The organism is Gilliamella sp. B3892 (genome assembly GCF_026536305.1).
Classification (GTDB): Bacteria; Pseudomonadota; Gammaproteobacteria; order Enterobacterales; family Orbaceae; genus Gilliamella.
Map to the genome: position 1 here is coordinate 576,129 of NZ_JAFNOK010000001.1, position 25,695 is coordinate 601,823.

The 25,695-nt window shown below is 37.1% G+C and carries 21 protein-coding genes and 1 riboswitch; of the genes, 14 read left to right on the forward strand and 7 right to left on the reverse strand.

Annotated elements, in window-relative coordinates; genetic code table 11:
• Window positions 1-10 precede the first annotated feature (10 nt).
• Window positions 11-472 (reverse strand): ribosomal protein S18-alanine N-acetyltransferase, encoded by a 462-nt coding sequence (gene rimI, locus J3U74_RS02520; RefSeq protein WP_267329150.1) that lies wholly within the window; start codon window positions 470-472, stop codon window positions 11-13.
• Window positions 447-848, reverse strand: a complete 402-nt coding sequence (locus J3U74_RS02525; RefSeq protein WP_267329149.1) for a DNA polymerase III subunit psi — start codon at window positions 846-848, stop codon at window positions 447-449. Before J3U74_RS02525 ends, rimI begins: the two co-directional genes overlap by 26 nt.
• Before the next feature lie 89 nt (window positions 849-937).
• Between J3U74_RS02525 and rsmC the strand changes: the two genes are divergently transcribed.
• Complete coding sequence (rsmC, locus tag J3U74_RS02530; protein ID WP_220217692.1) at window positions 938-1,975, forward strand: 16S rRNA (guanine(1207)-N(2))-methyltransferase RsmC; 1,038 nt, start codon at window positions 938-940, stop codon at window positions 1,973-1,975.
• A 218-nt stretch (window positions 1,976-2,193) separates the two neighbouring features.
• Here the strand turns inward: rsmC and hemN are convergent, their stop codons facing one another.
• Both hemN and yihI read right to left on the reverse strand, forming a co-directional pair.
• The gene (gene hemN, locus J3U74_RS02535) at window positions 2,194-3,594 is read right to left on the reverse strand and encodes an oxygen-independent coproporphyrinogen III oxidase (protein ID WP_267329148.1); all 1,401 of its coding nucleotides are present in this window, start codon (window positions 3,592-3,594) and stop codon (window positions 2,194-2,196) included.
• Between the two features lie 289 nt (window positions 3,595-3,883).
• Window positions 3,884-4,384 carry a Der GTPase-activating protein YihI gene (yihI, locus tag J3U74_RS02540; protein ID WP_267329147.1) on the reverse strand — a complete coding sequence of 167 codons (501 nt, stop codon included), beginning with the start codon at window positions 4,382-4,384 and terminating at the stop codon, window positions 3,884-3,886.
• Window positions 4,385-4,550: 166 nt separating this feature from the next.
• Between yihI and coaA the strand changes: the two genes are divergently transcribed.
• From coaA to ndk, 9 genes are all read left to right on the forward strand, one after another.
• Window positions 4,551-5,486: a type I pantothenate kinase gene (gene coaA, locus J3U74_RS02545; protein WP_220217689.1), complete on the forward strand. Its 936-nt coding sequence runs from the start codon at window positions 4,551-4,553 to the stop codon at window positions 5,484-5,486.
• A gap of 17 nt (window positions 5,487-5,503) precedes the next feature.
• On the forward strand, window positions 5,504-5,941 hold the full coding sequence (locus J3U74_RS02550) for a DUF1090 domain-containing protein (RefSeq protein ID WP_220217688.1): 438 nt from the start codon (window positions 5,504-5,506) through the stop codon (window positions 5,939-5,941).
• Window positions 5,942-6,197: 256 nt separating this feature from the next.
• Window positions 6,198-6,242: riboswitch (PreQ1 riboswitch) on the forward strand.
• 2 nt (window positions 6,243-6,244) lie between these two features.
• A complete protein-coding gene (gene queF / locus J3U74_RS02555) occupies window positions 6,245-6,718 on the forward strand; it encodes a preQ(1) synthase (protein ID WP_267329146.1) in 474 nt (157 codons plus the stop codon).
• 27 nt (window positions 6,719-6,745) lie between these two features.
• Window positions 6,746-7,405, forward strand: a complete 660-nt coding sequence (gene queC, locus J3U74_RS02560; RefSeq protein WP_220217686.1) for a 7-cyano-7-deazaguanine synthase QueC — start codon at window positions 6,746-6,748, stop codon at window positions 7,403-7,405.
• Between the two features lie 21 nt (window positions 7,406-7,426).
• Window positions 7,427-8,587, forward strand: a complete 1,161-nt coding sequence (locus tag J3U74_RS02565; RefSeq protein WP_267329145.1) for an acyltransferase family protein — start codon at window positions 7,427-7,429, stop codon at window positions 8,585-8,587.
• Between the two features lie 117 nt (window positions 8,588-8,704).
• Entirely contained in the window at window positions 8,705-9,391 is a 687-nt protein-coding gene (locus J3U74_RS02570; RefSeq protein WP_220217684.1) for a 7-cyano-7-deazaguanine/7-aminomethyl-7-deazaguanine transporter, read from the forward strand.
• A gap of 279 nt (window positions 9,392-9,670) precedes the next feature.
• The gene (locus J3U74_RS02575; RefSeq protein WP_267329144.1) at window positions 9,671-14,758 is read left to right on the forward strand and encodes an alpha-2-macroglobulin family protein; all 5,088 of its coding nucleotides are present in this window, start codon (window positions 9,671-9,673) and stop codon (window positions 14,756-14,758) included.
• Between the two features lie 120 nt (window positions 14,759-14,878).
• Entirely contained in the window at window positions 14,879-17,176 is a 2,298-nt protein-coding gene (gene pbpC / locus J3U74_RS02580) for a penicillin-binding protein 1C (protein WP_267329143.1), read from the forward strand.
• 15 nt (window positions 17,177-17,191) lie between these two features.
• Window positions 17,192-17,614, forward strand: a complete 423-nt coding sequence (gene ndk / locus J3U74_RS02585; RefSeq protein WP_220217681.1) for a nucleoside-diphosphate kinase — start codon at window positions 17,192-17,194, stop codon at window positions 17,612-17,614.
• A 94-nt stretch (window positions 17,615-17,708) separates the two neighbouring features.
• Here the strand turns inward: ndk and J3U74_RS02590 are convergent, their stop codons facing one another.
• From J3U74_RS02590 to J3U74_RS02600, 3 genes are read right to left on the reverse strand one after another with little or no spacing between them, the layout of a single operon-like run.
• On the reverse strand, window positions 17,709-18,470 hold the full coding sequence (locus J3U74_RS02590) for a DeoR/GlpR family DNA-binding transcription regulator (protein ID WP_220217680.1): 762 nt from the start codon (window positions 18,468-18,470) through the stop codon (window positions 17,709-17,711).
• Between the two features lie 31 nt (window positions 18,471-18,501).
• Entirely contained in the window at window positions 18,502-19,482 is a 981-nt protein-coding gene (gene pdxA / locus J3U74_RS02595; protein ID WP_267329142.1) for a 4-hydroxythreonine-4-phosphate dehydrogenase PdxA, read from the reverse strand.
• 12 nt (window positions 19,483-19,494) lie between these two features.
• Complete coding sequence (locus J3U74_RS02600) at window positions 19,495-20,778, reverse strand: four-carbon acid sugar kinase family protein (protein ID WP_267329141.1); 1,284 nt, start codon at window positions 20,776-20,778, stop codon at window positions 19,495-19,497.
• 227 nt (window positions 20,779-21,005) lie between these two features.
• On the opposite strand from J3U74_RS02600, the gene J3U74_RS02605 reads away from it, so the two are divergent.
• The 4 genes from J3U74_RS02605 to J3U74_RS02620 are packed head-to-tail and all read left to right on the forward strand — an operon-like array spanning window position 21,006 to window position 25,689.
• Entirely contained in the window at window positions 21,006-22,142 is a 1,137-nt protein-coding gene (locus J3U74_RS02605; RefSeq protein WP_267329140.1) for an iron-containing alcohol dehydrogenase, read from the forward strand.
• Between the two features lie 25 nt (window positions 22,143-22,167).
• A complete protein-coding gene (locus tag J3U74_RS02610) occupies window positions 22,168-23,046 on the forward strand; it encodes a dihydrodipicolinate synthase family protein (RefSeq protein ID WP_267329139.1) in 879 nt (292 codons plus the stop codon).
• 41 nt (window positions 23,047-23,087) lie between these two features.
• The gene (locus J3U74_RS02615; RefSeq protein ID WP_267329138.1) at window positions 23,088-24,476 is read left to right on the forward strand and encodes a sodium:solute symporter family protein; all 1,389 of its coding nucleotides are present in this window, start codon (window positions 23,088-23,090) and stop codon (window positions 24,474-24,476) included.
• A 28-nt stretch (window positions 24,477-24,504) separates the two neighbouring features.
• On the forward strand, window positions 24,505-25,689 hold the full coding sequence (locus tag J3U74_RS02620) for a sialidase family protein (RefSeq protein WP_267329137.1): 1,185 nt from the start codon (window positions 24,505-24,507) through the stop codon (window positions 25,687-25,689).
• Window positions 25,690-25,695 lie beyond the last annotated feature (6 nt).

Below are 25,695 nucleotides of genomic sequence, written 5' to 3' on the forward strand. Positions count from 1 at the left end.
CTTGAACGCCTTATAGAGCTAATGTATATGCCATGATTATGGCATCTTCTTGCTTACCATCAGTGGTTGGATAATAATTTTTGCGGATAGTTATTTGGTTAAAGCCCAGTGAATGATATAAATTAATGGCAACGGTATTTGATTGCCTGACTTCCAACCAAAGGGTTGAAATTGGCATTGGGGTCGTTATTGCCATTAACTGATCAATTAAGTGGCTAAGTAGTGCTTTAGCAAATCCTTGATTTCTGTAATCAGGATCAACAGCAATATTAAATAAATTCGCTTCATCGGCCACCTGTTGGCAAATACAAAAACCAACAATTTTATTATCGATAGTGATTTTAAAATTTAAATAGCGCTCTCCTTGATTCGAAAAAAACGTCTGTTGTGACCATGCAATAGCATGACAACGCTTTTCTAAAGCAAACGCCTCGTCTAAATCAGCTTCAGTTAGGGTGGAAATAGTCTTCATATTGACATAATTGATGCCATAGTTGGCGTTTTTGTTGTGGTGCATTAGCAAGTGTCTCTAAACTGGTGGTTGTGATAATTAACTGATTTTGCCAGCGCTCATCCGGTTGTGTATCAATAAACCAAACCACTTGTTTGATTTCATCAGGCGATACGATTAACTGCGCAGGAGTGAGCACCAATACTTGGTCTTGGTCAAGATTAATGGCTCTTAAAATATCAAAATAGATTTTCTGCATCGGTTTTTGTTCGGCAACCACAATTAAACGGATTTGGTTGCTAATCTGTGTTGCCATTTCGCCTTTAAAAACAGTTGGTTTACGCAAAACGTACTGCGTAATTTGGCATTGTTGCAGATACCAATCTTGTTCAGTCATTATCAATTACGGTTTTTTTGTTAGAGATTAAGAGGGCTTAATTGTATAATCATCCACTAAAATTATAAAGGTTTTTTCATTGAGGTAATATGGCAACATCTGCTTACACTCCCGCCAGTCAGGTTATTGAACGACATCAAACATTTTTTAACGATAAAAATGTGATCATCGCTGGCGATATTCAAGATAGCTACCCAACTGTTTTATCCGCTAAACAGGTCAAAATTCATTGCACGCAGTTTCATACTTATTTGCGTTTAAAAAATAGTCATCGTGCACAGATCAGCTTCTCATTACTGCCCGAAGCTGAGTTTTATGTTGGCATGGATACACTTATCTATTATTGGCCAAAAACCAAAAGTGAAGCCCAGTTTCAGCTCTCTTATTTATTGCATAATATGCCTAAAGGCAGCGATATTTTTATCGTCGGTGAGAACAGAACAGGTGTAAAAAGTGTTGAAGCACTGTTGGCCGATTTTGGCACAATCCAAAAAATTGATAGCGCAAGGCGCTGTGGCTTGTACCATTTTCAAGCTGAAAGCCGGTTAGCATTCGAGCTTAGCCAATGGTGGTTAACTTATCATTTAACCATTGATAATCATGATATTGAAGTAAAAAGTTTGCCGGGCGTGTTTAGCCAAAAAGGGTTAGATGCCGGAAGTGAATTACTGCTAAATGCACTGCTTGACCGGCAAGATATTGTCAAAGGTCAAGTATTGGATGTTGGGTGCGGATCGGGGATCTTATCAACCGTCATCGGCAAACTCAATCCGGACGTTGATTTAACGTTATCTGATGTCAGTAGTGCAGCGCTTGCTTCAAGCAATGCGACGTTAGCTGCAAATCAGCTTAAAGGAACAGTGGTGGCCAGTGATGTCTTTTCCAATTTAACGGATAAGTATCATCTTATTATTTCTAATCCGCCTTTCCATGACGGCAAGGAGACCAGCTATACCGCTGTTAATACCTTGATCAAAGAAGCTAAAAAACATCTTAAACTTAATGGCTATCTATGTATTGTGGCAAACTCATTTTTACCGTATCAAGCCATTTTAGATGAAACGTTTAAAAGTGTTGAATTGATTGCACAAACAACTAAATTTAAAGTCTATTTAGCCAGTCACTAAGAAGGTATGTTGCTTTGATTGAAAGTCAATTTAATCAAAGCAACAATTGGTCAATTTTCTCGATTGATAATAGCACTAAAGGCAATTGGAGAAAGTAGGGAAAAGATTCAGCAACAAATCTAAAACCGAAATCTTCAGTAGATAACAATTTGGGCTGTCATGCTTTACCTACTGCTGTGTTGCAATGATAAGGCTATCTAAAATTACTCTGTCTAACGTTAAATCACCCTTGAAAACTGTTGCTGACGTGCCATACGGCGCATATAGGTATCAAAGCACATACAGATATTGCGAATCAATAAATGACCTTTTGGCTGCACTTCAATAACATGTTGACTAATGGTGACTAAGCCGTCGCTTTCAAGCGGTTTTAACAAAGCGAGATCTTGAGCAAAATAGTCATCAAATACAATCTGATATTGTTGCTCAATAGTGGTTTTATCTAAGTAAAAATGGCAAATGAGTTGCTTAATAACATCACGGCGGATCTTATCATCGAGGCTTAAATTAAACCCTTTCCATAAACCATTACCTTTTGTAGCAATCTGATTTTGATAAATCTTGAGATCTTTTTGATTTTGCGCATAACTATCGCCAAGCATACTAATCGCCGATACCCCAAGTCCTAATAAGTCAGCTTCTCCTTGTGTGGTATAGCCTTGAAAATTACGGTGGAGTTTATTTTGTTGTTGGGCAATGGCGAGTTCGTCGCTCGGTTTAGCAAAGTGATCCATACCAATAAATTGGTAGCCTGATTGCGTTAATTTTTCAATACTGGTTTGTAAGATTTGCAGTTTTTCGCTTGCATTCGGCAGATCATGGTCTTTAATTTTACGTTGAGCAGCAAAGCGTGAAGGTAAATGAGCATAGTTAAATACGCTTAGTCTGTCCGGTGAGATATCAATCACTTTATTTAACGTTTCGGTAAAACTTGCAACCGTCTGTTTGGGTAAACCATAAATCAAATCTAAACTGATTGAAGCAAAATGGTTTTTACGTGCTTGTTTTATCAATTGACGAATTAAGTTTTCGTCCTGTTCACGATTGATTAAATTTTGGATTTCATGATTAAAATCTTGAATTCCCATACTTAATCGGTTGAAGCCTAAATTAGCTAAATGGTCGATTGTATCGGGCGTTATTTCACGTGGATCGATTTCAATCGATAGCTCGGCATCATCAGCAAAATGAAAATGCTGCTTAAGCGATGCCATAAGTCGTGCAATTTCCTCATTGGTTAAAAAGGTAGGGGTGCCGCCTCCCCAGTGCATTTGTGATACGGTGCGGTTTTTAAATAGCGGGGCACGACTTTCGATCTCTACATCAAGCGCATCTAAATATTGGGTAACTTTGTGTGTTTGCCGGGTGATGAGCTTGTTGCATCCGCAAAAATAACAAAGTTTATGGCAAAACGGAATATGGATATAGAGCGATAATGGGCGATCATGATAGCGTGTCGCTGCGGTGATAAAATCTTGCTCATTGAAACTCTCATTAAACTCGAGCGCCGTTGGATAAGAGGTATAACGTGGGCCGGAATAATTGTATTTTTCAATTAATGCTTGATCCCATAACTGAGTTTGCGTGGGATTATTTTGATTTAAACCTGAATTTGACATTGCTTTTTTTATAACCTTTTTCAGTGGCTTTATATTTTGTCTTCGATCTGGTTTTCATTTTGATTCGATTGGTCTTATGTAAAAATAATAACACGCAAATAAGTAACCCAAAATATAAACTTAACATAATTAACATTGGCATTATGATTGGCTCACCGGAATAAATTTATTCATAATCAAAATACCTATTTAAGGTGTAATTAACAGGTAGAATATAATTAACCGTCATTATATTCTACCCAATAATATTGATTATATTACAACTTAATTGAAAAATGGTTAAGATGAATTAATTGCGCTTTAACAAACTGACTATATCTTCTTTCTTGTCTAGCTCGTCTTCAAATTCGTCAAAATCTTCGTCGGTATAACCAAGCTCTTGCATCAATTGATCGATACGATTTAACTGCTTATCCAGATAATTTTGCTGTTCGGCAGTTAGCTTATGATCTTGTTCAACCAGATCGAGTAGCTGATCAAGTTTTGGATCATTTTCCAACTGTTCTAGCTCTTGCTGTGGTGTTAAGGTTTGCTTAACAGGCTTAGATTGTTTAACAGCCGGAGTGTGGGTTGCTTGTGGTTCAACCACTAATGATATCGGTTTTTTACTGCCTATTCGAGGGTCTTGACTAACTGAGTTTGCCTTTTTTGGGCGATTGTCACTATCGCCATTAAAGCGCGAACCGCTTGGTAACCCTTTGTGTTTGCGTTTACGCTTCAATTCACGAGATGCTTCATTAATCTCTTGACGCGTTTTTTTGGGTTTTTGTTTCGATTTATTTTTTAACATACAATCTCTGTCTAATTTTGACTAAATATTTACCTGCTATATTTTAACAGTAACTGATAAATATAGCTATGATGAACACGCTGAGTGAAATTCTGATTGTAAAAAATGGTAATTGTGTATAATCTGAGCCCAATAATTTGTTAGTGTGAAGCAGTGAGAATATAACATGAACAATCATTTGAGCCCTTATATGCAATTTAGCCGTCAAGAGTGGGCAAGCTTGCGTAATGCGGTACCAATGACTTTAAGCTCAACCGAGCTAAGCTCCTTACAAGGGATTAATGAAGATCTATCTATGGATGAAGTAAGTGAAATCTATTTACCTTTATCCAGATTGCTCAATTATTATATTAACAACTGTTTTAGTCGACAGGCAGTATTGGCCAAATTTTTAGGTAAAAGCCAAAAAATACCTTATGTCATTAGCATTGCCGGTAGTGTAGCTGTAGGGAAAAGTACGACAGCGCGCGTATTACAAGCGCTGTTAACACGTTGGCCTGAACATCGAAAAGTGGCATTAGTGACTACTGATGGATTTTTATATCCCAATAAATATCTCGAAGAACGAGGTATTATGAATAAAAAAGGCTTTCCGCAATCGTATGATATTAAAAAGCTGATCAACTTTGTGGCCGATGTAAAATCCGGTCAAGCGAAAGTTAAAGCGCCGGTTTATTCACATTTAGTTTACGATATTGTTGAAAACGAAGAGATTATTGTTGATAGCCCAGATATTCTCATTTTAGAAGGTTTAAACGTGTTACAAGGCACCATTAACTATCCGCAAGCGAATAATCGAGTATTTGTTTCTGATTATGTGGATTTTTCGATCTATGTCGATGCGGAGTTGTCGCTTTTACATGATTGGTATGTCAATCGATTTTTAAAATTCAGAGCAGGGGCATTTAGTGATCCTAACTCTTATTTTAATCACTATTCTCAGCTCCCGGAACAAGAAGCGATTAATATTGCCAACCGGCTTTGGCACGAGATTAATGAATTAAATTTAATTGAAAATATTTTACCGACTCGTGAAAGAGCCAGTTTAATTTTAACAAAAGGTAAGAATCACCAAGTGGATTGTGTGCAGTTAAGAAAATAAACTTAAGAGGAAACATTATGAAATCAATAATTAAGTCGTCTGTAAGTAAGTTTACACTGCTTTCATTTTTAACAACACTTACCCTAGGTGTTTGTGCAGCAAACGTTGATGATCATCAAGGGCAGACTTGTGCCGGCAAAAAAGAGGCGATTGAAGCGCAAATTGCTGAGGCACAAAAAACCGCTAATCTTGAGCGTGTTCAAGGATTAGAAAAAGCATTATTAAATGTCAAAATGCATTGTAATGATGATAGTTTAGAGGCCGAATATAAAAAAGATATTAATGAAAAAACTGAAAAAGTTGCCGAACGACAAAAAGATTTAGCTGAAGCAAAACTCAAAGGCGATGAGCAAAAAATTGCCCAAAAAACCTCGAAATTAAATGATGCTGAAAAAGAGTTAGCGCAAGCTAAAGACAAATTAGACAATTTTTACAAAGAACTGAAATCGAAATAAACGCTATTTTTGCAAGCTTTAATCTCTATTATCCTACAAATTAGTCATCCTAAGCAGAATAACGGTGTGAGTTATTTTGCTTAAGATGACAACTCATTAACTTAATACGCATTGATATTGAATAAGCAAAATGACGGCGTTTTCTATGTAAATCCAGTTTAATTTAAATCCAATGTAATTTGCCTTCACACCGTTATGGTTAGTTATTCACAAGCAGGCTGGACTTTTAGAACAAAAAAAGGTAAGGTGTGCGCCTTATCACGTGGTTCGTAAACCTCCCACGCAAAAAAACTAAGGAAAATTATGAGTAACGTTACACTACTAGGCGATCAGTCTGTTCGCTATCCAACTACCTATTGTCCGGAAATTCTCGAAACGTTTGACAATAAACATCCCGGTAATGACTATTTTGTTAAATTTAATTGCCCGGAATTTACCAGCCTTTGTCCTATCACAGGTCAACCTGATTTTGCGACGATTTATATTTCGTATGTGCCGAATATTAAAATGGTCGAAAGTAAATCACTTAAGCTCTATTTATTCAGCTTCCGTAATCATGGTGATTATCATGAAGATTGTATTAATATCATCATGAAAGATTTGATTAAATTAATGGATCCAAAATACATTGAAGTCTGGGGTAAATTTACACCTCGTGGCGGTATTTCTATCGATCCATATGCAAATTACGGTAAACTCGGCACTAACTGGGAACAAATTGCGCTTAATCGTTTAGCTAATCACGATCTTTATCCTGAAAAAGTCGATAATCGTTAATCTCATCATCCTAACAGGAAATTTTTAATGCAACATCGTAAAGCACTTGTGATATTTTCTGGTGGGCAAGATTCGACCACTTGCCTACTGCAAGCAATTGCTGATTATGGGCGTGAAAACGTTGAAACAATCAGCTTTCAATATGGTCAACGACATGCCATTGAGCTTGAAAAAGCCAAATGGATTGCTGACGATCTTGGTGTAAAGCAAACCGTCATTGACACTTCAGTGATTAAACAAACGACCAATAATGCCTTGATTGATGACTCGCAAGAGATTAAATCAGCTCAAGAAGGGAATTATCCTAATACCTTTGTTGACGGGCGTAATATGCTATTTTTATTGTTAGCCGGGTGTTATGCCAAACAGCAAGGTATTAAAGATATCATTATTGGCGTATGTGAAACCGATTTCAGTGGTTATCCGGATTGTCGAGATATCTTTATTAAATCCATGAATGTTTCGATGAATTTAGCCTTGGATTACACGTTTAACATCATCACCCCATTAATGTATCTGACTAAAGCGCAAACATGGGAAATGGCTGATAAACTCGGTTATCTTGATTATATCCGGCAACACACTCACACTTGTTATTATGGGGTTGACGGCGGATGTGGTCAGTGTCCTAGTTGCGAGTTACGTGAAAAAGGGTTAAATGAGTATCTAACCCATAGCACTAGATAGCATTATTTAAAGGGGAAATGCATGTCTGACAATCATCAACGATTAGTCTCATTGGATGTATTGCGAGGAATGACCATTGCAGGAATGATTTTAGTGAATAATCCCGGGTCGCCAAATGCTATTTATCCTTTACTTAGGCATGCTAAATGGAACGGGCTGACTTTTGCCGATCTCATCTTTCCATTATTTATGTTTATTATGGGAGTGTCGACTTATATTTCCTTAAATAAATTAGAATTTAAGCTTAATAAGATTCTGCTAATTAAAATTTTGAAAAGAACGCTGATCATTTTTGCTATTGGATTATTCATTGCTTGGTTTTCGGGTTTTCTTGCTTTGTATAAGCATTTTAATTGGCTGCCGTTTCATGAGCGGATGGTTGAATCTTTGTCTTGCATAGATCAAATCCGAATTATGGGCATTTTACAACGTTTAGCGATCTGTTATTTGTTTTCTTCTCTTATTATTTTATGTTTTGATAGAAAATATTTGCCTGTTCTGATCGTTCAAATATTATTCTTTTATTTTTTCATCTTATATTTGGGCGACGGGTTTGAGCAAAAAAATAACAACATTATTGCTAAAGTCGATAGAATGATTTTGGGTCAAGAGCGTATGTATCTGGATAATGGTATGTATTTTGAACCGGAAGGGGTATTAAGTACTTTTCCGGCCATTGCTCAAGTCCTTATCGGCTTTTGTATAGCCAAACAAATATTTGCGACTAATGTCAATGTCGACAAAATAAAAATCTTGATTAAATACGGAATAATTTTTTCAATAATAGGGTTTATTTTGAGTTTTATTTGCCCAATTAATAAAAAAATCTGGTCACCGTCATTTGTATTGGTGACTTGTGCTATAGGTTGTGTCTTATTTGCCTTATTAATTTGGTTGATTGATATCAAAAAATACAAAAACGCCGTTCATTGTTTTATCCCCTTTGGCATGAATTCGTTATTCATTTTTGTTATCGCCGGTATTATTTCGATTATAACGCGTAGAATGACGCTGGTTTTTCATTCTGATTCACTCAGTTTGCGACAATTTCTGTATTCAAAAGTTTTAGCGCAATATTTTGGAAACTATCCCAGTTCTTTTATCTATGCCTTATTCATTGTCGTGATTTGTTGGTTGATTGCTTTTATTTTATATAAAAAGCATTTTTTTATAACAATTTAAAAATATTAGATATCGATGTAATTAAATTCGGCTTATCCGACATTTTTAACCTTAATTACATCATTTTTACGTTAAAGATTATGGGTTCTCTCACCCCATTTAAAAAAGGAAACGAATATGTATTTGAATATTCACTCTGAAACACTTCAGAACAAATTTAATTCAGCTCAGCAGCGCAAGGCGCTTTGCTGGCTCTCTTTTTTTCATATTTTAGTTATTGCATCAAGCAATTATCTGGTACAAATCCCATTTGATATCTTCGGTTTTCATACCACTTGGGGAGCATTTACCTTTCCATTTATCTTTTTAACCACCGATTTAACCATTCGGGTATTTGGTGCTAGTCTTGCCAGAAAAATTATCTTTGTTGTTATGATACCGGCATTACTGTTCTCTTATTCCATTTCGGTTGTGTTTTTTGAAGGGCATTGGATGGGATTTTCAGCTTTATCTGATTTTAATACTTTTGTTTTTCGAATAGCATTAGCCAGTTTTGCCGCTTATTTGGTTGGGCAGCTTATGGACATTACTGTGTTTAATTATTTACGTAAAAATAAAGCATGGTGGGTTGCGCCTTCGGCATCAGCGGTGTTAGGTAATGGTATAGATACTATCGTCTTTTTTGCCATTGCCTTTTATCAAAGTAGCGACGAATTTATGGCCAATCATTGGATCGAGATTGCTGCAATTGACTATAGTTTTAAAATTTTGATTTGTGGATTATTCTTCTTGCCGCTTTATGGTGTAATTTTAAATTTGATCTTAAAAAGATTAATTTCGAAGCCTAAAGTGAGTCAATTTTAATTCTTTGCTTTAATTAAGTTAACTTACTTGAATTTAAACCGCAAAAATCATTAAAAAATCCTAAAAAACTCATCTTATGTTTTGCCCATTTAGATGAGTTTTCTCTCAAAGATTCGAATTCTAATTAATCTTTATCTCAAAAGGGTTATTCATTAATTCTCTTTTTTTCAAAATTTTTTAGAAAGCGCTTTGTCTATTGGTCAGTACAGTGCATAATATATACAAAAAGTAGTATATATAATTCAAAGAAAATTAAAATAATTAAGGAACGGTGAAATAATGAAATTTATCAAGAAGTTAGCTGTTTTTAGTGTATTTCTGGCTCTTTCCGGTTGCGATGATAGCAATCAGAATCAAAATGTTGGAAGTGAGCCAATCGATAACAATTCCCAAATGCAGTCGGCTAGTAGTTCTATTGCACCCACTGAACAACAATCCACCAACAAACCGAATTTTTCGCCTACATCTGAATTAATTCAAAAGTATAACGGCAAACAATTGAAAGTTATTGATGCTTCTGAAGCAATTATTGATGGTTCAAGCACATTGGTCGTTACTTTCTCTGTTCCTATTAATCCACAACTCAATTTTTCTAATTTACTAAGACTAGTGGATACTGAAAAAGGGACTGTTGATGGTGCATGGGAACTATCAAACGATGGATTGCAATTAAGACTTCGATATTTAGAACCAAATCGTAGATTACTATTAACAATTGATAAATTGCTATCAGGCATCAATGACAGTCATTTACAAAGTGTTTATCAAACTTATTTGACGACAAGTTCTCGCGAGCCTATCATCAAATTTACTAGTTCAGGTATTTTACTACCAAGTAAATCAATGAGTGGAATCCCTGTAACAACGTTGAATGTCAATAAAGTTGATATTAATTTTTTTAAAGTGAAGCCAGAAAAATTCGTCTCTTTTTTATCGAACATGCGTGGTCTATCAACTTCTGTTGATGCTTATGATTTTAAGCATATGAAACAATATTTCGATTTAGTTTATTCCTCTCGCTTTGAGCTAAATCCTAAACCAAATGTTCAGGAAAATATGTTAATTAATATTTCTAATATACCTGAGCTTAAAGAAGAAGGTGTCTATTTAGCGATAATGACTAAGACTGGCGATCTCGTCAGAGCCGCTCCATCCTCTGTTTTTTCAATTAGTAATATTGGTATTTCAGTTCATAAGTATTCAAATAAAAATCTACTGGTAATGACCCATGCACTAGATGATGGAGCACCATTAGGCAATGTTAAAATAACATTACATAGCATTGATGATAGTAACGGCCCTATCACTGTAAGAACTGATGCAGAAGGTTATGCAGAAATTTCAATGCCAGATAGCAGTTATTATTATTTGACGGCAAGCGATGATCAGCAAATTTCATTTGTTGACGTCAGATTTAATGGTTTAAATCTGACGGATTTTAATCTTTCCGGTGATCGATATAGGGATAAACAACTTTTTGTTTTTGGTCCTCGTGATTTATATCGTCCTGGTGAAACAATCTTTTACAATGCGCTATTGCGTAATGCCGACGGTCAGATATTACCTGATCAACCAATTGTTGTTGAAATAAAAACACCAGAAGGACGATCTATTGGGAATGGTTCTATACCAAGTCAATCTGATAACCATGGATTATATCAATTCAAATATACTATCCCTCTTGATGCAGCAACCGGTAAATGGTCGCTTCAATTTAATGTGGGTGATGATAAAGAAAATATTACCTATTTTAATGTAGAAGAATTTTTGCCGGAACGAATGGCTTTGGACATTAATTCGTCGTCATCTAAACCTATATTAGCTAATGAAGATGTTAAATTTGATATTAAAGGTCGTTATCTATATGGGGCTCCAACTTCGGGCAATACGATTGAAGTAAGAGCATACATGAAAAAAATTGATAAGCTTGCCGGTTTAAATGATTTCATAATAGGTCAGTATATTGAAGATAGAGATTTTGATGAACTTTTCGATGAAGAAAAAAAATTAGATTCAAATGGTGAGACAGTAATAAAGACTTCATCAGAAGACTTTAAAGAACCAACATTAATTGGTGTGTCAGTTAGTTTACTCGATCCTGGCGGTCGACCTGTTACTCGTAATGCAACTCAACAGGTTTGGCCAACAGAAAACATGCCAGCTATCCGTCCAATGTTTTCTAAAAGCGAATATTATAATTATAGATCAGATAGTTATAATGAACGCTACACAATAGATAAGGATAAGACCGCTGAATTTGATATAGCGTACATCAATACCGACGGTGAAAAATTGGCGACCAATAATCTTACCACACGCATTATCAGAGAACGCCGTAATTATTATTGGTCTTGGGAGAATTATGGTGGATGGAGACAAGAATATAAAACCAATCAGTTTATCGTTCAAGAAGAACAATTATCGATTGCCTCTGATAATGTTGCAAGAGTAAGTTTTCAACCTAATGAATATGGTTCATATTTAATTGAGGTTGTTGATAACAAAACAGGTGCGAAATCAAGCTTGCGTTTTTGGTCAGGCTATGATTGGCAAGATAATACTGATGGTACAAATGCTTTACGCCCAGATCAAGTGAAATTAAGTATTGATAAAAAAGGCTATAAACCAGGCGATATAGCTAAAGTTCATGTTCAAGCACCAGTTGCAGGTTCGGGCTATATTTCACTCGAAACTAATGATGGAACGATTTGGAAGAAAGATATCACGATTGATGAACAAGGGCTTGAGGTTGAAATACCAGTTGAAAATTGGGAACGTCATGATGTTTACATTAATGCGATGATCGTACGCCCGACAACTGATAGTAAAGTTCAGACAGTAAAACGTGCAATTGGTTTACTTTATTTACCTATCGATACTAGCGAACGCCAATTAACTTTTACTATGGATTTACCAGCAAAAACAGAGCCTGAACAAACTATTCCGGTTAAAATTAAATTGGATAAACAATTTATTAAGGAAGATAGCAATATAACTGTTCTGGTATCAGCAGTGGATTCTGGTGTATTAAATATTACTAATTTTGCCACACCTGATCCTTATGCCTACTTCTTAGGTCGTAAACGTTTTGATGTTGATTACTATGATGTTTATGGCAGATTAATTGAAGGCTCTGGTCGAAATGTAAATCTCAGCTTTGGTGGTGATGCCGTATTTGAAAACAGTAAGAAGAAACCACTAAATGATGTTAAAATTATTGCTCAACAACTCGATACCGTTCAACTTGATGAGAATGGCGAAGGCATAATTGACTTACCATTACCAAAATTTAATGGTGAACTACGCATTATGGCGCAAGCATGGGATGATGACCGTTTTGGTAAAGCTGAACAAACTATGACCATTGCAGCACCGATTGTTGTCGAGTTAACTAAACCGCGATTCATGGCAGGTGGCGATAAAGCATTATTAGCTTTGAAGTTACATAATATGACTGATGAAAAGCAAACTTTGCAAGTAAACATTTCAAGTGATGGGTTAATATTCCCGGATTTATCTCAAACAACTGAAGTGACACTTGATAGTCTACAAAAAGATATCATATACATTCCGGTTACCGCCGATTATGGTTTAGGGCATTTTTCTGTAAATACCAATATTAAACAAATAGGTGATGAAAATCATAAATATGAAACTAATGATCAATGGACAATCGGTGTCAGACCTGGTTATTCTCCTACTAACATAAATTATGTATTTGCACTTGATAGTGGCGAGAAGTGGAAAATGGATACTAATGTCTTAAATGATTTGATTAGTAATTCAGTTGATGCAAAATTGGTTGTCTCAACTACACCACCACTTAATATTGCACAATACATTAAAGAGTTATATGCATACCCTTATGGCTGTTTAGAGCAAACCGTTAGCGGATTATATCCTTCTTTATTTGCTAATAACTCCGCTCTTGCAGCGATGGGAATTGCTACGGAATCAAATGAAACTCGCCGTTCGAAAATTCAAAGAGGCATTTCACGCATATTAGGTATGCAACGAGATAATGGCGGTTTTGGATTGTGGAGTAGTGAAAGTGAAGAAGAGTTTTGGCTAACTGTGTATGCAACAGACTTCTTGTTGGAAGCGAAAGAACGAGGCTATGACGTTCCTTGGTATCCACTTGACAAAGCAGTTTCTCAACTTAAAAAATATGTTTATGACAACTCATCAATAGATGATAGAGATAATTATTATCGTAGTCGTAAAGTCATTCATTATAATCAACTTGCTATTAAAGCTTATGCCTTAATGGTATTAGCTAAACAAAATCAACTTGACTCATCGGTGCGTAACGAAATCAATTCTTTGTATCAACAAGTCAAAAGAAACGACGAGAATTTCGTAATATCACCTTTACCTGTCTTGCAGTTAGCTGTTGCGGCTAAAAAAGCGGGTTTTGAAACAATCTATGAAGATATGCTTCAAACAGCAATGAAGACTTCTTATCAAGATACAGATGAATGGGTTGGAGATTATGGCAGTGAAATACGTGATAATGCATTAGTATTGTCATTATTAGTTAGTAACCAAATAAGTTCTAATAATATCTCTGATTATCTTGTTACTTTATCCGATTTACTCATGGATAATCGTTATTTATCAACTCAAGAATTGGGGGCTTTATTTATTGCAGGTCTGTCAGTTGAGGAAAATAGTGGTAAAGATAGTTTTACGTTTAAAATTAATTCGGAAACCGAAAATGCGGGTTCAACTTTAAACAAATCTTATGACTATGATGATCTCATTGATGGATTAACCCTAACCAATACAGAAAATGATAAACTGCTTTATGTTAAATTGACGGTATCTGGTTATAATAAAATTCCACCTGTACCAACAGAAACAGGTAATGAGATTAAAATTGAACGTAGTTATTATGATTTGAAAGGCAATAAAATTGATCCTTCTGAATTAAAAATAAATAGTTTAATGGCGGTTGTGTTAGAAGTATCAAGCAAAAAAGATATTCCTGATGCAATGATTATCGATTACTTACCTGCTGGTTTAGAACTTGAAAATCAAAACTTAACTAATAGCAGTATTAATCTATCATCACTACCTCAACTTGCTAACTTACTCGATGGTGAAGATAGCAGTAATGTGAAATATCAAGAGTTCCGCGATGATAGATATGTGGCGGCAGTTGATGTTGATGGCTACACAAGTAATGGCCAATATACTTATCACAAGCGTGTCGCATATCTTGTAAGAGCAGTGACACCGGGTAATTTTGTGGTACCAAATCCATATGTTGAGTCTATGTATCGCCCATCGATATTTGCTATTGGCCAATCACCGGAAATTATTACAATTACATCCGATCAAACGGAACAACCGGAAGTTGAATAATCAGTCAGTATCAATGAATTGAAGTGATTGAACGATACAAACAATTAAATACCCGCCAATAATAATTGGCGGTATTTTTATAATTAAAATAATTTTATTAATTAAATGTGACAGCTAAAAATGAAAAAGCGTCTTAAGAAAATTTTTCAGTTTTTTGTACTTTTTATCCTTTTTTTAATCGCTGTTTTTTTTATTGCAGATTTCCTTTTTCCAATTTCTGTAACAGCTAAGAAAAATACTCAAACGGTTGTTGCGCAAGATAATACACCCTTATGGCGCTTTGCTGATGAAAATGGCATTTGGCGTTATCCGGTCACTCTTGAAGAAGTACCCGATTACTACCTTGATGTGCTATTGAACTATGAAGATCGCCACTTTTACAACCATTTTGGTGTCAATCCGATATCCTTATTTCGTGCTGGTTGGCAAAATATCAGCAATAATCGAATCGTATCTGGCGGTAGCACGATTTCAATGCAAGTAGCCAGATTGTTATATCCTCATGATCGCACGCTAACGGGCAAACTTAAGCAGATTTTTCGAACGCTACAGTTAGAGTTACATTATAGTAAAAAAGAGATTCTTAACTTATACATAAACCATGCCCCTTATGGCGGAACTATCGAAGGTATCGGTGCGGCCAGTTGGTCTTATTTTGGCAAACCACCAAGTAAGTTAAGTCGTAGTGAAGCTGTTTTACTTGCGGTGTTACCTCAAGCTCCTAGTCGATTGCGTCCTGACAGGTATCCTGAGCGTGCTCAGCAAGCTCGAGATAAAGTTTTAGATCGTATGGAAGAATTTCAAGTATGGCCTAAAGAGATTATCGAGCAAACTAGACAAGATGAAGTTTGGGTTAAACCTCGTGAAGCGCCAAAAAATGCCCCGTTATTGGCTTATCGACTTTCACGACAGTATCCAAATGATGAAATTATCCATTCAACTATCGATTTGTCATTGCAAAGAAATTTAGAGGATATGGTCATTAACCGCAAAAAACAGTTACCGCCTAATGCGTCAATGGCTATTTTGGTTGTAGACCATACCGATATGAACGTTAAAGCTTACATCGGCTCTGTTGATTTTAATGATCAAAATAGGTATGGACAGGTCGATATGATCAGTGCTTTACGTTCACCCGGTTCAACCTTGAAACCTTTTATGTACGCCTTTGCTATCGATGAAGGTATGATCCATTCTGAATCGCTATTGCAAGATGTTCCGCGTATGAGTACAGATTATCGGCCGACAAATTTTGATGACGGTTTTTATGGACCAGTTAGCGCTTCTGAAGCACTTAAAAAATCGTTAAATCTGCCAGCAGTGCAATTAATAGAACTCTATGGACCTAAACGGTTTACCGGTAAACTGGCTTCTGTTGGCTTGAATTTATCCTCAATCGAAAATATTCCTAATCTTTCCTATATTTTGGGTGGTGCTTCATTGAGAATGGATGAACTTGTGAGTGCTTATAGTGCTTTTGCTCGAAAAGGTAATGCCAGCTCACTGCGTTTTATCCAAAATGAGCCATTAACGAGCCGTCCGCTTATCTCAGAAGGTAGTGCATGGATGATCCAGAAAATGCTGGGAAATGTCAAACAAATGGTATATAAGACCGGTACAAGTTATGGCTATCGTGATGCTTGGGCTGTGGGAATTAACCCACGCTATATCGTGGGTGTATGGATAGGGCGCCCCGACGGAACGCCAGTTTTAGGACAATATGGCTCTGTATCAGCCTTACCGATTTTATTGCAGGTAAATTCATTATTGCTTAATAAAGAAAGGCGACTTAATCGCCCACTTCCGGTGTTTAAACAACCCGATTCAGTGACGGTAGAGTCAATTTGTTGGCCAATCGGGCAACCATTGCCTGCTGATGACGAAAATTGTCACCGACAAAAAAGAGCTTTTGTACTTAATCATATGGTGCCACCAACACTTGCCACATTAAATCAACTGAAAAATAGTGCTTATCGTTCTGGCTGGGTAGATATTTGGGTCAATGAAGAAAATAAACGTGTTGCCTCTGACTGTGAAGGCGCTAAAAAGAAAACATTAGCCTTATGGCCTGTTTCACTGGATAACTGGTTATTATCGAAAGAACGTAGAGAAAACCTATTGCCACCGGTTGATCCCAATTGCCCTGTTATGGGACAAGGTATATTTTCTCCTCTGAGCGTTGACGGACTGGAAGAAAAACAATTGATAAGAGCGCTACCGGGCGAAACTCAAGTGACTATTGATTTAAATTCCGATGGGGGGTATGGTAAAAAAACGTGGTTTTTAGATGGCAACTTTATTGTCCAATCTGAAGGTAATGAAAAGATTGCATTACCGATAACTAAACGAGGAAATCATAAATTGCTGGTAATAGATGAAAGCGGACAAATTGTTCGAATCAAATTTACCTTTGATTAACAGGATTGGTGAAACATGACAATAGAAAAAACACTATCAATCATAAAGCCTAATGCGGTGAAAAAAAACCTAATTGGTGAAATCGAAATGAGAATTTCACAAGCTAAATTCAAAATTGTAGCCTTGAAAATGCTTCGATTAACTAAAGAACAAGCGGAAGGTTTTTACGGCGAACATCAAGGAAAACCTTTTTTTGATAATCTGATTAGATTTATGACATCCGGCCCAATTATTGTGCAGGTACTGGAAAGTGAAGACGCTGTTAAGCGTTATCGTGATCTAATGGGACCAACAGATTTATCTAAAGCTAATGCCGGCACTCTACGTGCCGATTTTGCTGATAGTGTAACTGAAAATGCTGTCCATGGATCTGACTCATTGGCAAGCGCTCAAAGAGAAATTGCTTATTTTTTTGTAGATAGTGAGATTGTTGCTTAATCAAGTTTTACTGCTAATTACAAATCTCTTTGACCGGTAGCATGGCGCTTATCATGATTGTATTTAGCATCATTGAAATTAAAGTAAAATCTTATTAACTTGCAATATGCAACTTAAACGGCTGTGATTGTAAAAGATGTTTCGTTTCAGCATCTAAGTGACTATCTGTAATAATATCGCTAAAGCGATTGAGGGCAATAGCAGTAAATAACGAGTGACAATTATATTTACTACTATCGGCGACCAATATTACTCGATCGGCTTTAGCGGCAAAGCTAGATTTAATTAAAGCCTTATCTTCAGTTGGTGCAGTAACGCCTTTATTAAGGCTCCATGAGTTACAACTAATAAATGCGATATCAGGATTAATTTGCTCCAATAGTGAACGCCCATGTTCACCGATACAAGATTGGCTGCTGTCATCAATTTTACCGCCAATAATCGTCACTTCAATCTGCTTAAACTCTGACAAAAAAAGAGCAATATGCAGATCAGAAGTGATAACTCTAACGGGTATTTGGGTAATTCTTTTGGCTATTTCACGAGTTGTGGTGCCGGCATCTAAAGCGATCGAATCTCCAGCTTTAATAAGCTGGGCTGCGGTCTTTGCGATTCGCTGTTTTTCGATAAAACTTTTATGTAGCTTTTCAGAAGTTGTTGGTTGCGCAGGAATAAATCTATTTAAGGTCACCCCACCATGGGTACGGCTTATTACGCCTTGTTGATCTAATTTAATTAGATCACGACGAATTGTGGCAGGTGAAGCTTCTGTTGCCACAACTAATTGTTCGACTGTCACCAGATTATGAATTTTAAGATACTCCATGATTTGATCAAGTCGATTATATTTTGCCACCGTTTAATCCTCATTATTAATCGATCAGTCGTTAAGATAATAGCTCTGCTAAGCGAATCGATTCTATCATACTATCTGCTTTAGCAACACCTTGCCAAGCAATATCATAAGCTGTGCCATGATCAGCGGATGTTCGAATAAAGGGTAAGCCGGCTGCAATATTCACCCCGTCATAAAAACCGAGCAGTTTGAGTGGAATATGTCCTTGATCATGATACATTGCCACAACTATATCAAACTTCCCTTGATGAGCTTGTAAAAAAACAGTATCAGGTGCACAAGGCCCCACAACGTTTATGCCAATTTGTTGCATTTTCTCGACAGCTGGCGTCACAAATTTGATCTCTTCATCACCAAATAGGCCATGTTCTCCTGCATGTGGATTAACACCGGCAACCGCTATTTTAGGCTGATCAATACCAATTTTTTGCAAAAAATCGTTGGCAATGCCTATCACTTTTTCAATTCGTTGGCTGCTCAAAGTCGTTAAAAATTTCTGCAATGATACATGTGTTGTAACATGAATAACTTTAAGTGCTTCGGTGTATAACACCATGGCAACATCTTTACTATCGGTTAATTGAGCTAATAATTCAGTATGTCCGGGATACATATGACCCGCTGCGTGCAATGCTTCTTTGTTTAAAGGTGCGGTGGCAATGGCCGATACCTCACCATTTAAGGCCAGCTCAGTTGCTTTTTTAATACATCGGTATGCCAGATCACCAGCTTGCGGCTGAATTATTCCCGGTTTAAGAGCTTGAATGTCAGCTAACGCAATGTCAATCACATTAATCACGTTGGCACTAAATTTGGCATCAGTTACTTGCTCAATGGGGTTGATGATAACATGATTGAATAGTCCCATTTTTAACTGTTTTTTTAGCAAATCGACCGATCCAATAACAATTGATTGGGTGTTTTTTAAAACGTCGGATTGTAACGCCTTGATGATGATCTCCGGACCAATTCCGGCTGGATCGCCCATGGTGATAGCAATAATTTTTGACACAATTTTCCTCCTTTAAATAAATGCTAATGATTTCAATAAAATATTTTTAGCGCCAAGGCCGCCTGCTTTGGTAAATACTCGGTAGGGTAGTGGGAGTTGGCTAATCAATCTGCCATAGGGAACGCCATGGCAGACTTCTCCCTCTATGGTGAAACCTTTAGCACCTAAAGATTTCGCTACGGATATTGCTACATCGCCACCGGTTAAAAATAGATTATCAAACTTTAATTGGTTCACTAACTGGCCTAAAGCCGTAGCGATCTTTTCACCAAGCTCAATCCGCGATAGATTGTAGTGCTGGCAATGCAGATCAATTGCAAACCGATCACGATAACTGGCGCAAGTTCTGACAATACAGTGATGACCTGAGTCTAAGCTTGCTTGAATCTCGGTCTGGTAAGGTGTTAATTGGTGAGAAATAGAGTGGTTGAGTAAATCAATTATGTTGATAGTAAAAAGTCTCCAATTACTGCCACCATTCTCCATTGCGTAACTTATCTGCTGTTGAGTCATTTCGCTCATTGAACCGGCAATAACTAAAAGTGGGGCGTTGCTGGTTTTAGTTTTTGGCTGTTTGTTTTCTTTTTTTGCTTTGGGCATAAAATCCAGCAAGCCAGCCGATCCAACTAATAATAGCTTATCAAGCAGTGGCTTTATCTGCCCTAGAATCAACTGTAAATCGTTGTCTGTTTCACTATCTACTATCAGAATTTTATAACCTGCAGAGATTAAATTTTCAATCGTCTGTTTTAGCTGATTATTTCTCAACGTTTCAAAATTAATTTGTGCAGATAAAAGGCGTGTTTGCTGGCCAATGTTATTTTTTACGTTTGAAGATAGCACTGGTGTTTTTGGATCGGTTGCAAATTCGGTGTTTTGTAACTCAACGCCGTTAACATAACATAGCCCATTTTTGACGATACGATTCATCTTCGGAAAAGCAGGTATAACTAGTGCTGCTTGGTATTCACTATGGTCTAATAATGTTTCAATTTCAGTACCAATATTGCCACGTAAAGTAGAGTCTATTTTTTTATAAATTGGTTTAAAGTGGGAAAAGTTCTCTAACACTTTTTTTATTCTTGCTTTGGTTTCTGTCACTGAGGTTGAACGAGTTTCAGAATTGACCACAATGACCGCGTTGTTATCGTCTTGGCCGTGGTTTAGTGTGAAAGAATTTGCTAAGTCAGCATTTTGCCAATCAAAAATGACATTTACCGTTACTCCCTTATTGACCAGTTGCACACCGGCATCATTCGATCCGGTGAAATCATCAGCAATAATTAATCTAACCATTGATTATTTCCAATCATAAAATCTGTTATTTCTGCAATTATACCGATTTCCAATTAAAAAACACTAACATTTTGATTGAATGTAATCATTTTAATTGTATTGTGATCATGATCCCAATTTTAAATATTAAGTTTGATCAAAATTAGCACATAAAATAATATTAAATGATTAAATTAAATCAATGTGATTTAAATATTTCATTTTATTTTGTGTTTTGGGAGCGAATTATGCACATAAATAGTACAATTTTAAGTGGACAGGGGGTTTTAAACGATCTTCATTGGTTATTTAAAGCACATCATCATGTTGTCTTTATTACCGATAAAAATGTCATTAATTTACCCCAAGTATCCTCATTGCTTGCAACAATTAAGACAATCGTACCGGTTGTAACCTGCATTGATGATATCTCGCCAGAGCCCAGCCAACATGATGTTGCCAACGTTTTAGCAAAATTATCGCTTCCTGTTGCGGATTTGGTAATAGGTGTGGGTGGTGGCAGTGTTCTTGATGTGGCTAAATTGGTGTCAGTTTTAACTGTAGCAAATAACAATTTGACCTTGAAGCAGCTATTAGACGGGGTGCAACCGCTAAGGCGTTGTGCATCATTGTTGATTCCAACTACTGCCGGTACCGGATCTGAAGCGACGCCTAACGCTATTTTAGCCATACCTGAAAAAGCCACCAAACAAGGTATTATTTCATCGGTAATGCTACCCGATTATGTCTGTTTAGCCCCCGAACTAACTAGCTCAATGCCCAAAATGGTTGCCGCTTCAACAGGTGTTGATGCATTGTGCCATTTAATTGAGTGTTTAACCTCTAACTTGTCCAATGCCGTCAGTGATAATTATGCGGTGCTAGGTTTGTCGAAATTGTTTGCCGCTATCGAAAAGTCGGTTGTGGATAAAGATAATTTTGGCGCAAGGCTCAACATGCTTTGGGCATCTTATTATGGTGGTGCAGCTATTGCTCATGCCGGTACCCATTTAGTTCATGCAATGTCCTACCCACTAGGTGGCAAATATCATATTGCCCATGGCGTGGCCAATGCCATATTACTTGTGCCTTGCATGGCTTTTGTGCGTGATGCGGTTGTCGATAAATTTGCCTCAGCTTACGATTTATTACCTGATGCGCAGTTGGCACTGACTACAGAAGAAAAATCCTATGCTTTAGTTGACTATTTCAGCCAATTAATTGTTCGGCTTGGATTGCCGACTAAATTACAGCAATTAAACATTTCAAGCCATGACCTCCCTTATCTCGTTGATAACGCACTTAATGTAAAACGGTTAATGAACAATGTCCCCAAACCCATTACCGAGCAAGACGTATTAGCTATCTATCAATCGCTTTTATAGAAACTTTTAAGCAGGAGTAATTAACATGAGTAAAAAAATAGAAGGAATCTTAACCGCTATTGTGACAACGTTTGATGATAACGGCAATTTTTGCCCCAGTCGGATGCGTAAACAAGTTAAGCGCCAATTACACCATGAAAATAGTATTTTTTGTAACGGTACCAATGGCGAATTTTTCGTTTTAACTCAGCAAGAAAAAATCAAAGTTGCTGAAGTTTGTGTTGATGAAGTTGCCGGGCGCTTCCCAGTCATGGCGCATATAGGTGAGATCTCAAGTCAGGAAACAATAAAACTGGGTAAACAGATCGCGAAATTAGGCGTAGATGCCGTGTCGGTCATTGCCCCATATTTTATTCCATTAAAACAACAAGAGCTAATTGACCACTACACCAAAGTCGCCGATGCATTAACCGTACCGATTTATTTGTACAACATTCCTGCTCGAACGGGCAATAAAATCGAACCGCAAACCGCAGCCAAACTGGCAGAACATCCGAATATTTGGGGTATCAAAGACAGTGCGGGCAATATTGAAAGTTTGCAAGGGTTTATTGATATAGCCAAACAATTTGAAGGGTTTGATGTGTTAACTGGGCCCGACTCTTTAATTTATCAAGGTTTTGTTGGCGGAGCCGTTGGCTCTATCTCAGGCCTTGCCAATGTCGTACCGGAACATATACAGGCGATTTGGCAACACTTTAAAGCCGGTGATCTTGACCACGCCAAAGCGGCGCAAGAGTTGGTCGGTGATTTGCGGCAGCGTCTTTATGCCACGGTATTTTCGCCGGCTGCTGTCAAAAAAGCGTTGTCATTAATGGGCGAGCAGGTGGGTGAAAGCCGTTATCCGATCCTATTTTCTGATTCTGATATTGCCACAATTAACGATCTTGTGAAGCGATTGTAATAACTATTTAATATGCACTGATAAAGTAAAGAAGGTGATTTATGCATTACTTTGGAACAATGGACACAATCATTATTATAAGTATTGTGGTGATTTATATTTTAGCTACTTCTGCAATGACCTATTTTTTAAGAAGTAAAAATAATAGTGATTTTATGGAAGGATCGCGTGCGGTACCTGCAATCGTTGTCGGTATTTTATTAATGACCGAATATATTGGCGCTAAGTCGACTATAGGTACTGCGCAATCAGCTTTTGATAATGGGATTGCCGCGTCATGGTCAGTGATTGGCGCCGCAATTGGTTTTCCGCTGTTTGGTCTGTTATTAGTTAAAAAGATTTACAACACTGGGGAAATCACTATTTCGGCTGCGATTGCACAAAAATATGGGCATTCCACTAAAAATCTTATTTCAATCATTATGATTTATGCTCTGCTATTGGTAAATGTGGGTAACTATATAAGCGGTGCGGCAGCGATTTCAACCGTGCTGCAAATTTCGCTACCGGTTGCCGCTTTTATTACCGCTGTTGTCAGTACATTCTATTTTGCTTTCGGGGGACTCAAAGGGGTGGCTTATGTCACTATCATCCATAGTGCCGTGAAATATTTTGGGGTGTTATTTATTTTAGCAACGGCATTGTATTTAACTGGTGGTATATCACCCATGATTGAACAGATGCCGCCACACTACTGGACTTGGGACGGTTCAATCGGTGCCAGTACTATTTTTGCTTGGTTAATCGGTACTATTGGCTCGATCTTTTGTACTCAATTTGTGATTCAAGCTATCTCGTCAACGAAAGATGCCAAATCGGCAAAACGTGCTTGCTGGTATGCTTTCTTCTTCTGCCTGCCTATCGCTATAGCTATTGCGGTAATTGGCGTTTGTGCCAAATTTCTTCATCCGGATATAAATAGCTTATATGCTTTACCGGTGTTTATACAGGATATGAATCCATTTATGGCCGGTGTGATTACCACTTCCTTAGTCGCTTCAATTTTTATTAGCGTCAGTACCGTTGCTTTAGCGATTGCCTCACTGATTGTTAAAGATTTTTATGTGCCATACTTCAAACCTTCACAAGAAAAAGAGTTTAAAGCAACCAAAGTGATTTCGGTTTTCGTTGGTTTTGCTCCTTTGCTGTTAGTACTGGCATTTCCGGAAGTGTTAAAGCTTTCATTTTTTACTCGTGCTATTCGGCTATCAATCACTATTGTGGCAATGATTGCTTTCTATTTACCTTTTTTAAATAGTACCCGAGCAGCAAATATGGCCTTGATTGGGGCGGCTATTATTACATCGGTTTGGTTTTACTTAGGTGATCCATTAGGCGTGAATAACATGTATATTGCGCTTCTTTCGCCTGCTGTAATCATGCTGTTAGACAAATGTTTAATTAGCCCTTTTGTTAAATCTAAAAAATAATGTTGATTGTTTATAGGGAGATTACCTCATGACCCAAATTAAACCGGACTGCTGCGGCAGATTGAGTATTAATAAAAATGATAGTGCCCGAATTGAGGCATTTCTACCAACCGAATGTGTACAAAACCATGCGGCTAATTTACTACCATTACCAAATGGTGATCTACTTTGCACTTGGTTTGGCGGTACGCAAGAGGGGATAGCTGATATTTCCGCTTATTATTCAAGACTAAAAAAGGGCAGTCAAACTTGGACTAAAGCGGTCAAGCTTTCCAATGACGCAACGAGATCAGAACAAAACCCACTGTTTTTTCTGGCTCCGGATAATGTATTGTGGCTACTGTATACCGCGCAAATCGCCGGCAATCAAGATACGGCAATTGTACGATATCGTCAATCGCATGATTTTGGTGAAACTTGGGGACCAATTAAAACGTTACTGGAAGATCCCAATAAAGGTATTTTTATTCGTCAGCCTATTACAGTAATGCCAAACGGGGATTGGTTATTACCGGTGTTTTACTGTATTGCAAAACCCGGTGAAAAATGGGTAGGAAGTTATGATACAAGTGGTGTGATGATCTCTAAAGATAACGGGAAAACTTGGTTTAATGTTGATGTGCCCGATAGTTTAGGCTGTGTGCATATGAATATTTTATTATTGAAAGACAACAGTTTGTATGCGCTTTTCCGCAGTCGTTGGGCAGATAATATTTATGCTAGCCGATCGACCGATGGCGGATATCATTGGTCTACACCAATAGCCACCAATTTACCTAATAATAACTCCTCCATTCAAGCCACCGTTTTAAATAACGGGCATATTGCCTTAGTGTTTAATCAATCGAGTGCTAAAGATGCAATTGCAAGGCGTATATCACTTTATGATGAAATTGAAGATGAAAGTTGTGCCAATAAAAAAGAGGCCGAAATTATTGACGGGCAAAAAAATGCTTTTTGGGGCGCACCACGAGCACCTATGTCATTAGCAATTTCAATGGATAATGGTGAAACTTGGCCTTATATCCGGCATCTGGATGAAGGCGACGGTTACTGCATGACAAATAATTCTAAAGATAGCTTAAATCGTGAATTTTCTTATCCCACTATTAAGCAGGGTTTAGACGGCAAATTACATATTGCTTATACCTATTTTCGTATGGCTATTAAATATGTTGTGATTGATGAAAATTGGGTTAAAAATTTCAACTAACCGCTT